Source organism: uncultured Campylobacter sp. (assembly GCF_937997465.1).
Lineage (GTDB): Bacteria > Campylobacterota > Campylobacteria > Campylobacterales > Campylobacteraceae > Campylobacter_A.
The window spans coordinates 1-9,695 of the sequence record NZ_CALKTQ010000303.1; the positions used below are offsets into that span (position 1 = coordinate 1).

Below are 9,695 nucleotides of genomic sequence, written 5' to 3' on the forward strand. Positions count from 1 at the left end.
GTGCCTTTTGGGCCTGCTACCTTTTTGCCTTTTAGATCTTTTGGCGACTTTATGTTTTGGTCCTTAGAAAATATCACAAACGCCTCTGGCGCCCTTGAATAGGCGCTTATGATCTTTATGTCAGCCTTATTTGCAGCCGCTAGTATAACCGAAGTGCCGCCCACGCAGTTTAAAAACTGGAGCGAATTTGAAGCTAGCGCTTGCGTCTGCTTCGCACCTGATGTTATGTCAGAGTACTCCACCGGCACACCAAAAGACTTTGCGTAAAAGCCTTTAAATTTATCGACGATAGATGGGACGTTTAGCGGCGATTTGACGTAGGTCATGCCGATCTTGTCTAGGCTCTCGCTTGCGTTTGCGACGAGGCAAAGCAAAGAGGCTGCACATAAAACCTTGAAAAACTTTCTCATATTTGCTCCTTGTGATTTAAATTTTGTGGATTATATAAATTTTTTGCTTCATTTTGGTTTTAATTATCATCTATCTTTATCCTAAATTTCACTCAAAATTTTGCGTTTTATCGCTATTAGCTCGCCACTTAGCAAGTCTCTCGGTCTTGCTAAATTTGATAGATCGTAGCTTGATTTTATACCGCCTTTTTCAAGCAAGATGATCTCATCAGCCAAAAATAGCGCCTCGTCGATGTTGTGCGTGACGAAAAGGATAGTTTTGCCGGCTTTTATTTTTAAAATTTCAGCCTGCATGCTAGCTCTCGTAAAGGCATCAAGTGCCGCAAACGGCTCGTCCATGAGGATCAAATTTGCCTCATATGCAAGCACTCTCGCAAGCGAAACTCGCGAGCTCATACCCCCAGAGAGCTGCGAAACAGCGGCAAATTTAAAGTCGCTAAGTCCTATCATGGAGATCAGTCTATCTATCTTTGCTGGCTCGATCTCATGCTTTTTAAGCGCAAAAACGATATTTTCATAGACGTTTAAAAATGGCATGAGGCGTGCTTCTTGAAAGACAAAGCCGATCTTTGCAGGCTCTTTAAATTTTATCTCGCCAAGGCTTACGCTTTCAAGACCGGCGATGAGGCGTAAAAGCGTAGTTTTGCCGCATCCGCTCCTGCCAAGTATGACGGTGATCTTATCTTTTTTTACACTCAAATTTAGCTCTTTTAAGACATTTATTCGCTTGCCGTGGATGAAAAAATGCTTGGATAAATTTGAAATTTCTATCATTTTTCACCTCGCAAAAGGCTAAATTTCGCTATCAAGAGCAAAAATATCCTATCTATGAGCACGCCGCAAACGCCGATAGTAAAAATGCCTACAAATATCCTATCCGCGCGCGAAAGCTCCTCAGCATCAAGTATGAGGTAGCCTAGCCCGCTTGAAGCCGCTATCATCTCAGCTCCTATGATCGCGCGCATGGCGTAGCCAAACCCTATTCGCATGCCGACAAAGATATCTTTTAGCGCGCTTTTTATGATGATCTTGTAAAAAATCTCAAATTTGCTAAAGCCAAAAATTTTACCGACCTCGATGAGCTTCACGTCGCAGCTAGTTAGTCCCTTTGAGATACTAAGAAACATCGGGAAAAACGAGGCTAGGATGATGATAATGATCTTTGGTGTCTCGTTTATGCCAAACCAAAGCACCAAAATGGCAATCAAACTAAGCGGCGGGATGTTTCTAAAAAACTCCAGTATCCACTCGTAATAAACGCCGATCTTTGGCAAAAGCGCTGCAATACCGCCAAGCACAAGTGCTAGGGCAAAGGAGAGCGCGTAGCCTGCAAATATACGCTTAAAGCTGATGACCGTGTGCGTGACGAGCTCGCCGCTTTGTATCATGGCTAACATCGTCTTAAATGTCGTCGCTGGACTTGGCAAGATATATGGTGTGAAAATTTCTAGCTCGCAGACGACCTGCCAGATGGCAAAGATCACCAAAACTAAAATGCTCTTTTTAAAGATTTCCTTCACAGCCCATCTCCGTTGTGACAGCCGTTTTCGCAGTATAAAAGCTCGATAATGCGGTAGTTTTTAAGCTCGCTAAATTTATATGAAAGGGCGTTTTGTATCTTTTCTGCGCTGCCAAGGCTTAGGGTCTTTACCCCTAAATTTGAAAAAAATCCCGGCGGTACCGGGCTTGCTTCGAGCTTTTTTGTCTCTAAATTTATCCCATTTTGCTCTTTGAAGCTTTTCCAGGTTAAAAATGTGGTTCGAGCTAAATTTAGCCCCCTGCCAAGCTCGGCCAAGTCCTCACAGGGCGTCGTCACGTAGAGCCACTCGTCCTCTTTTAGCTTTGAGCTAAGCTCCATGGCGGTTTCTATCAAAATAGGGTTTAAATTTGAGATGAGGCTGGCGTGCTCTTTGAAATTTGCCCTGATGAAATTTGCAGCCCTAGGACAGCGACTATCAAAGATGAGTTTCTTTTGCGCGAGGCTATTTTTGTATGCGTTTTTGACGCTATTAACGTGGTCTTTTTCGCACTCCATTACGCTAAAGCCCTTATCTTGCAAGCTCTTTGTAAGTGTAGCAAGGTCATAGATACTTTTTACAACAGGATTTAGCCAAACCAGTTTTTTCATGAGAGCTCCCGTCAAATTTAAAAGCTATAATTTAATAATTGAAATCAGAATTGTATCATTTGAAAGTAAAAAATGGCTTTGGAAGCTAAATTTGTAAGAAAACGGCTGGACTTTTACGTCCAGATTTTTCTTTTCTGCGGTTTTATCTATGGGTTTTAGTATATTTACGCCGCTTTTTCAAGCTTCATTAGCTCTTTTAGGCCGCTTTTTGCATATTTTCTCTTTTAAATTTAAGCCCGAAGTTTGCTGATAGATCAGTCAAATTTGAATTTAAAAAAGCGCTCGCGAGACAAGCCGTCAAATTTAAAAATCTAAACGGCTTGTTTTAGCCCTAGCGCCCTCCCCTCAAACCCATCCCCCACGATAAACTCCGTCGTATAAACCAGTGCGCGGCCTTCTTGCGCGTCTTTGATACGGATGATCAGGCGTTTGTTGTTTTTATCGGCTGCGGCGCGGTGTTCGCCGATGGCGGCGCGGTAAATTTGCGTGATGAGATCCTTGCCCGTTTCGTCCAAATTTAGTTCTAACACGAGATCCTCGAGCTCTCTTTTGCTCCTGCTTTCGCTAGCGGCCGAGCCGTTTTGATAGGTTGCGCCGCCCTCTTTACGCTGCCTAAAACTTCTGCTTTGGAAATTCATATCGCGCGCGTCCTCGAGGCTTACGACGTCGATTAGATTTATGCGAGCGCCCTGATCGTCGCGGCTGTAGCGCACCTTAAATGCTAGCGGAGTGTCCTTTTGTTCGTCGCTTAGACTCTCGATAAGGCCCTTCTCGGAGTCAAACGCCGCGACCTTAAACGTGCTAAAAAGATCCATGATGCTTAGCATCATAAACTCTTTGCCGCTCTTTTTGCTCGTGATGCTGGCGACCTCCCTGATCTTGCCGACGACTAGGATCTCGCTGGTTTTGTCTATCTTGCCAAAATCCTTGCTAGGCGTGTATTTTATCTGCTCGATTTGCTCTTTGTATTTTTCAAGCGGATGCGAAAAATCCATACTCATAGCTTCATCAAGAGTCAAAATTTTATCCAAATTTATGCGCATGAACTGCCCGTCTTTGGAGTAGCGAACCTTAAACGCATGCGGTAGATCGCGCTCGTCCGCGCTCATCGACTCGACCGCGCCAAGGCCTCTGTCAAAGACCGCGATCTCGACCGTACCGTGAAAATCGAGCATCTCGATCGTGCCCATTTTTTTGCCGTTTTTCTTGCTGATCCTGGTCGTTAGATCCTCGATCTTGCCCACGAGCAGCATCTCGCCGTTTTCCGGTAGCTCGTCAAATTTATCGCTTAGAGTGTATTTTATCTTTGAAATTTGCTCGCGGTACTCGTCTAGCGGGTGGCCCGAGAGGTAGATGCCCACGCTTTCTAGCTCAAATTTGAGCTTGGTTTTTAGCTCTAGCTCGGAGTCGTCGCGCACGAGACTAGTTTTAACCGTCGCCATACTCTCGTCGTCGCCAAACAGACTCTCGGCCGCGTTTTTCTTGATAGTCGCGGCGTTTTTGCACGCCTCTACGATGTTATCTAGGTTGTTTAGCATCATCTTGCGCGTGAGGCCAAAGCTGTCAAACGAGCCCGATTTTATCAGGCTTTCAAAGACTTTTTTATTTACCTTAAAGTTATCCACGCGCGAGACAAAGTCGTCGATGTCTTTAAACTCGCCTTTGGCCTGCTCCTCTAGGATATTTTCTATCGCCGCGCCTCCGACGCCCTTTATCGCGCCTAGGCCGTAGATGATGGCGTCCTTGCCTCCTTCGCTAACGACTGAGAATTCTTTGGCGGATTTATTGACCGATGGCGGTAGGATAGCGATATCTAGGCGCTTACACTCGTCGATGTAGCGCGAAATTTTATCGGCATTGGTCTCCTCGCTAGTGATGAGAGCCGCCATAAATTCGGCCGGATAGTAGGTCTTTAGATACGCCGTTTGAAAGGTCACGTAGGTGTAGGCTGCGGCGTGGGATTTGTTAAATCCGTACGAAGCGAAGTGCAAAATAAGCTCAAACAGCTCGTCGGCCTTTTTGCCGTCTAGCCCCTGAGCCTGCGCTCCTTCGATAAATTTGCCCTTTAGCCTATCCATCTCCTCTTTTATCTTTTTACCCATCGCGCGGCGCACGAGATCGGCACCTCCTAGCGAGAAGCCGCCGATAGTCTGCACGATCTGCATAACTTGCTCTTGATAGACGATGACGCCGTATGTAGGCTCTAGTATCGGCTGAAGCTCGGGGAATATATACGTGATAGGCTCTAAACCGTGTTTGCGTTTGATGAAATCTGGTATAAGATCCATCGGGCCCGGGCGATAAAGCGAGATCATCGCGATGATATCCTCGAAGCAGTCCGGACGCATATCGGCTCCGACTTTTTGCATGCCTTCACTTTCTATCTGAAATAGTCCCAGCGTCTGACCGCTACTGATCGTTTCGTAGGTTTTGGGGTCGTTTTTATTGACCTGCTCCCAGATTATCTCTTTGCCAAATCTCTTTTTTACGAGTTTAACGGCGTTATCGATCACGGTTAGCGTCTTTAGCCCCAGGAAGTCAAATTTGATGAGGTCGACGTCCTCTAGGTACTTTAGGCTATACTGCGTGACGAAGTGATCCTCCTCGGCGTTTGGCTGGCGGAAAAGCGGGGTTTTGTTCCACAGCTCCTCGTTTGAGATGACCACGCCAGCCGCGTGCATACCTGCGTTTCGGTTTAGACCCTCCAGATCAAGGGCAAATTTCCAGATTCTGTTTGCATTTGAGTTGCTTGCTATCAGCTCGCCGATCTTTGGCTCTTTTTCAAAGGCTTGTTCTAGCGTGATGCCTAGCTCGTCCGGGATGAGCTTAGCCATCGCGTCGGCCTCGGCGTAGGGCATATCGCATACGCGCGCGACGTCACGGATGACGCCTTTTGCCAGCAACTTACCAAATGTAATAACTTGCGCGACGTTAAATTTACCGTACTTTTCGATGACGTAGTCGATGATCTCGCCGCGACGGTTTTGACAAAAGTCCACGTCGATATCGGGCATGCTCACGCGCTCGGGGTTTAAAAAACGCTCGAAAAGCAGGTTATAGGGCAGCGGATCAAGGTCGGTGATCTTTAGACTATACGCAACCAGGCTGCCCGCCGCAGAGCCGCGTCCCGGGCCTACCGGTACGCCGCGCTTTTTGGCTTCGTTGATAAAGTCCCAAACGATCATCATATAGCCCGGGAAGTTCATCTTGTTTATGATATCTATCTCGCGTTGCAGACGGGTTTTATACTCCTCGTGGCGCTCAGCTGGGATAAATTTCAATCTCTCCTCCAGCCCCTGCCTGCACTCGTGTTCAAACAGCACGCTGTCGTTTGGTATGCTGTAGCGTTTATCAGGCTCTGGCAAGCTCAAATTTCGCTCGGCGGCGTATTCGAGCGTAAATTTAAAATTTGGCGGCGTAGCGTCGCCTAGCTTGATAGAGAGGTCGCATTTATCAACGATTTCCTGCGTGTTTGTAACGGCTTCTGGGATATCGGCGAAAAGCTCGCTCATCTGCGCAGGCGTCTTGACGTAAAACTCATGCACGCTGTGGCGCAGGCGGTTTGGATCGTCTAGCAGTTTGTTCATCGCGATACACATGAAAACCTCGTGCGCATCGGCGCGTTGCTTAAACGTATAGTGCGTGTCGTTGGTCGCGATGACCTTGATGTTTAGCTCTTTTGCTAGGCGCAAGATCTCATCGTCGATCCTGCGCTGATCGCCGATACCGTGACGCATGATCTCGAGGTAAAAATCATCGCCGAAGACCTCTTTGTACCACAGCGCGGCTTCCTTTGCCGCCTCGTATCCGCCCGCGCCGAAACGTAAATTTCGCTCGCTTTGGTTGAGGTTCCAGTTCACCTCGCCTTGTAGGCACGCCGAGGAGCAGATGATGCCCTCGCTGTGCTCTTTTAATATCTTTTTGTTGATACGCGGATAATAATAAAACCCCTCGATATAGCTCATGGAGCTCAGATACATCAGGTTTTTGTAGCCGATTTCGTTTTTGGCGATAAGACAGAGGTGAAAGCGCTGCTTGGTGCTTTTATCCCCTAGCTCCTCGCCGTTATGGATGTAGGCTTCGATGCCGATGAGCGGCTTTATGCCTTCATTTTTCATCGTTTTATAAAAGTCTATCGCGCCGAACATATTGCCGTGATCGGTGATGGCCGCGGCTTTGACGCCTTGGCTTTTTAGCGTTTTTGCTAGCTCCTTGATGCGATTCGCGCCGTCAAGCAGCGAATACTCCGTGTGCAGGTGCAGGTGCGTAAAATCTGTAAAATCGCTCATTTTTCGTCCTTTTTAATGCTTTTGATTTTACAGAAATTTTGCTTTTAGGCGGATAAATCGGTCTTGTTTAAATTTAGCTAGATGCGGAAAGTAGGCTATTTGGGCGGGTTTTTCGTGAAATTTGAGCTTAAATTTGACGCGGGTTTTGGGCGTAAATTTGAGGTTGGCGATATAGATAACTCGGTTTAAATTTACGGCTCCAAATTTAGCCAAAATTTGAGCGGTAAATTTGACGAAACCTTGCGGGCATAAATAAAAATTTGAAGCGCGATTACGAGGGGATTAAGAAAAATTTAGATAAGGCGGATAAAAAATTTACCGCACTTTTTTTAAATTTAAAAAATCCAAGTAGCGCGTTTAAATTTATCGGCTAAATTTCTCTTTAAACATCTCAAGCAAATTTGACAAGCCGTCGCATTTTGATGCATTAAGACCGAGCTTAAAAGCGGCGAATTTATAGTGGATTTTGGCGCCGTCCGCTACGCTCACAGCCGGTGCGCTCGAGCTTTTGGATAGCTTTTTGCCGCCATGCGCTAGCAGGCCGTGATGGATGAAATTTGAACTTTCAAAACCGTATCCTAACATCTGCGCCATGTACTTTTGCGCCGCCGAGCACGCGAGCAGATCCTCACCTCGCACGAGCAAATTTACGCCCAACATCTCATCATCCACGAGGCTAGCGAGATTATACGCGGGCGTATCGTCCTTTTTCCAAACGACGAAATCGCCCAAAATTTGAGCCAAATTTACGCTTTGAGCTTGCACAAATTTTTCTGCCTCAAAAGCCGTTTCGTCCGTCAAATTTAAGACGCCTAAATTTGCCAAATTTAAAATGCGTTCTTCCGGATTTTCTACCTCATTTAGGTTAAATTTCTTATCGCTCGGTTTGCCTCCGCCAAAGCCGCGAAAGTTTGTCAAATTTTTTAAACCGTTTGCCGTGCCGTCTTGCGCTTTTTGCTCATTATTCCAAAGGCCGCCCGCCAGACTCTCCTCCCTGCAGGAGCCGCGCCTCAAAGCGTCAAAATTTATCAAATTTTGCCGGGTGCAAATTTCCGCCTCATCAAGGACGCGAAGTCGCATAGCCGTTTCGTCTTTTTTAAATTTAAGATTTTTCTCCGCGCAAACCCGCGCGTAAATGCCGTTTTTAAACGAGTTTTTCATCGAGTGCGAGCACTCGCAAGCATAGCAAACGCCTTTTTGCTCAAGCTTTTTAAGCGCATTTTGGTAGGATCCAAGGCGAAATTTGGAGCTAAATTTGGTTTCAAATTCCCCCACTCCGCCAGGTCCGCCGTCAAAATCAATGCCCAGCATATCAAGCACGAGAAAGATATTTTCCACATACTGCCTGCGGTAGCGCGGTAGGTCGTAGTCATCGATCCTTAAGTACAATTTCCCGTCAAATGCGCGAGTAAAAAGATATGTTAGTAAGAAGTTGTAAACATTGCCCACGTGCAAAAAGCCGCTTGGCGTCGGAGCGATACGAGATGTGATTTTTTGGTTCATTTGGAGCGAAATTTGGTTAAAAAGCTTAAATTTAAAAACTAGTTAAAAGCCGTCAGATTTGACGGCCGGATTATTCTTTAGGTTTAGATTCGTTTACTCTTAGAGCTCTGCCGCCTACTTCCTTGTTGTTTAGCGCTTCGATCGCTTTTAGCGCGTCTGCGTCGTTTTCTATCTCGACAAATCCGAATCCTTTTGAGCGATTCGTGTCGCGATCTTTGACGATTTTCGCGCGTTTTACTTCGCCAAACGGCGCAAATGTATCCTTAAGCTCTGCCTCAGTCATGCGATATGACAAGTTACCGACGTAAATATTCACAGTAACGTTTCCTTAAATCAAATTCCCGATAAAATCGGTTAATAGATGATACCTGAATTTAAATAAAAAAGCTAGATAAAAATTGATATTTTTATAATTTTTTGTAAATTTAAATTTCGGCTGGCGTTTTTGGAAATTCATTTTTTATTCGGCTGTTTGGGGTTGCGTAAAATTTGAAGTAAATTTAAGTCAGGTTTGATGCAAAGCATCGGCCAATCGGCGCAAATAAATTTTATAATTAAGCTAAAAACGCGATTTTGTCGGCAAATTACAATCGCAAATTTGACACTTTCGTGTTTTACTCAAAAATTTAACCAGCCGCACCTTTATTTAAACAAAGGTGCAGTGTCTATCAAAATTTAAGCCCGCAAATCGTTATTTGACAAATAAAAGTCCGTTTTTCACTTCATTATAAACTTGCTCGCCGTTTAAAATTTTAACCAGCTCCAAAGCAAACTCCATCGCGGTGGCAGGGCCTTTTGAGGTGACGATATTTCCGCTTTGCACGACGTTTTTATCGCTCACGTACGTTCCGCCCTCGACGCTAGCCTCGCAGCTAGGATAGCATGTATACTCGCCCTTCATGATTTCCGCCACTCCAAGAGCTATCGGCGCGGCGCAAATGGCGGCGACGAATTTGCCTTTTTTAGCAAACTTTTTGATCGTCTCTCTCATTTTTAGATTACCGGAGATATTTGTGACACCCGTATACCCGCCCGGCAAAACCAGCATATCGTAGTCAACCTCCTCAAGGTCATAAAGAGTCATATCACAGACTAATTTCACTCCGTGTGCGCCCGTGATAGGTAGCTTATCAAGCCCGACTACATGGGCCTCCACACCGCCTCGTCTAAGCACGTCCACAATACTAACGCCCTCTATCTCCTCAAACCCGTCGGCAAAAATCACGGCAACTTTTTTCATAATTTTCTCCTTAAATTTTCGGATTATTATACTCTCGTTTGCTAAATTTGCGCTATAATTGCGCCACTTTAAATTCGAAAGGAAGGAAAATGGAAGTAAAGATTACGTATTGCAATTCTTGAAAC

The 9,695-nt window shown here is 45.6% G+C and carries 9 protein-coding genes; all 9 read right to left on the reverse strand.

What is annotated here, in order from left to right; genetic code table 11:
• A partial coding sequence (locus tag Q0546_RS10270; RefSeq protein ID WP_298792763.1) for an ABC transporter substrate-binding protein occupies positions 1–410 on the reverse strand: 410 nt, incomplete at its 3' end.
• Positions 411–491: 81 nt separating this feature from the next.
• Positions 492–1,184 (reverse strand): ATP-binding cassette domain-containing protein, encoded by a 693-nt coding sequence (locus tag Q0546_RS10275; protein WP_298792765.1) that lies wholly within the window; start codon positions 1,182–1,184, stop codon positions 492–494.
• The gene (locus Q0546_RS10280) at positions 1,181–1,930 is read right to left on the reverse strand and encodes an ABC transporter permease (RefSeq protein WP_298792768.1); all 750 of its coding nucleotides are present in this window, start codon (positions 1,928–1,930) and stop codon (positions 1,181–1,183) included. The genes Q0546_RS10275 and Q0546_RS10280 overlap by 4 nt, the downstream gene beginning before the upstream one ends.
• Positions 1,927–2,538: a hypothetical protein gene (locus tag Q0546_RS10285; protein ID WP_298792770.1), complete on the reverse strand. Its 612-nt coding sequence runs from the start codon at positions 2,536–2,538 to the stop codon at positions 1,927–1,929. Before Q0546_RS10285 ends, Q0546_RS10280 begins: the two co-directional genes overlap by 4 nt.
• A 311-nt stretch (positions 2,539–2,849) precedes the next feature.
• A complete protein-coding gene (gene dnaE / locus Q0546_RS10290; protein ID WP_298792772.1) occupies positions 2,850–6,827 on the reverse strand; it encodes a DNA polymerase III subunit alpha in 3,978 nt (1,325 codons plus the stop codon).
• A gap of 27 nt (positions 6,828–6,854) precedes the next feature.
• Positions 6,855–7,040 carry a hypothetical protein gene (locus Q0546_RS10295; protein ID WP_298792774.1) on the reverse strand — a complete coding sequence of 62 codons (186 nt, stop codon included), beginning with the start codon at positions 7,038–7,040 and terminating at the stop codon, positions 6,855–6,857.
• Between the two features lie 150 nt (positions 7,041–7,190).
• Positions 7,191–8,330, reverse strand: coding sequence for a glutamate--tRNA ligase family protein (locus tag Q0546_RS10300; protein ID WP_298792776.1), 1,140 nt, complete (start codon positions 8,328–8,330; stop codon positions 7,191–7,193).
• Positions 8,331–8,400: 70 nt separating this feature from the next.
• The gene (locus Q0546_RS10305; RefSeq protein ID WP_002948394.1) at positions 8,401–8,646 is read right to left on the reverse strand and encodes an RNA-binding protein; all 246 of its coding nucleotides are present in this window, start codon (positions 8,644–8,646) and stop codon (positions 8,401–8,403) included.
• Between the two features lie 375 nt (positions 8,647–9,021).
• The gene (locus tag Q0546_RS10310; protein ID WP_298792778.1) at positions 9,022–9,570 is read right to left on the reverse strand and encodes a DJ-1 family glyoxalase III; all 549 of its coding nucleotides are present in this window, start codon (positions 9,568–9,570) and stop codon (positions 9,022–9,024) included.
• Positions 9,571–9,695 lie beyond the last annotated feature (125 nt).

What these genes read in the sequence shown, in the direction of transcription:
- Q0546_RS10275 (WP_298792765.1), bottom strand. Translation starts at nt 1,184, where the DNA reads ATGATAGAAATTTCAAATTTATCCAAGCATTTTTTCATCCACGGCAAG.
- Q0546_RS10285 (WP_298792770.1), bottom strand. Translation starts at nt 2,538, where the DNA reads ATGAAAAAACTGGTTTGGCTAAATCCTGTTGTAAAAAGTATCTATGAC.
- dnaE (WP_298792772.1), bottom strand. Translation starts at nt 6,827, where the DNA reads ATGAGCGATTTTACAGATTTTACGCACCTGCACCTGCACACGGAGTAT.
- Q0546_RS10300 (WP_298792776.1), bottom strand. Translation starts at nt 8,330, where the DNA reads ATGAACCAAAAAATCACATCTCGTATCGCTCCGACGCCAAGCGGCTTT.
- Q0546_RS10310 (WP_298792778.1), bottom strand. Translation starts at nt 9,570, where the DNA reads ATGAAAAAAGTTGCCGTGATTTTTGCCGACGGGTTTGAGGAGATAGAG.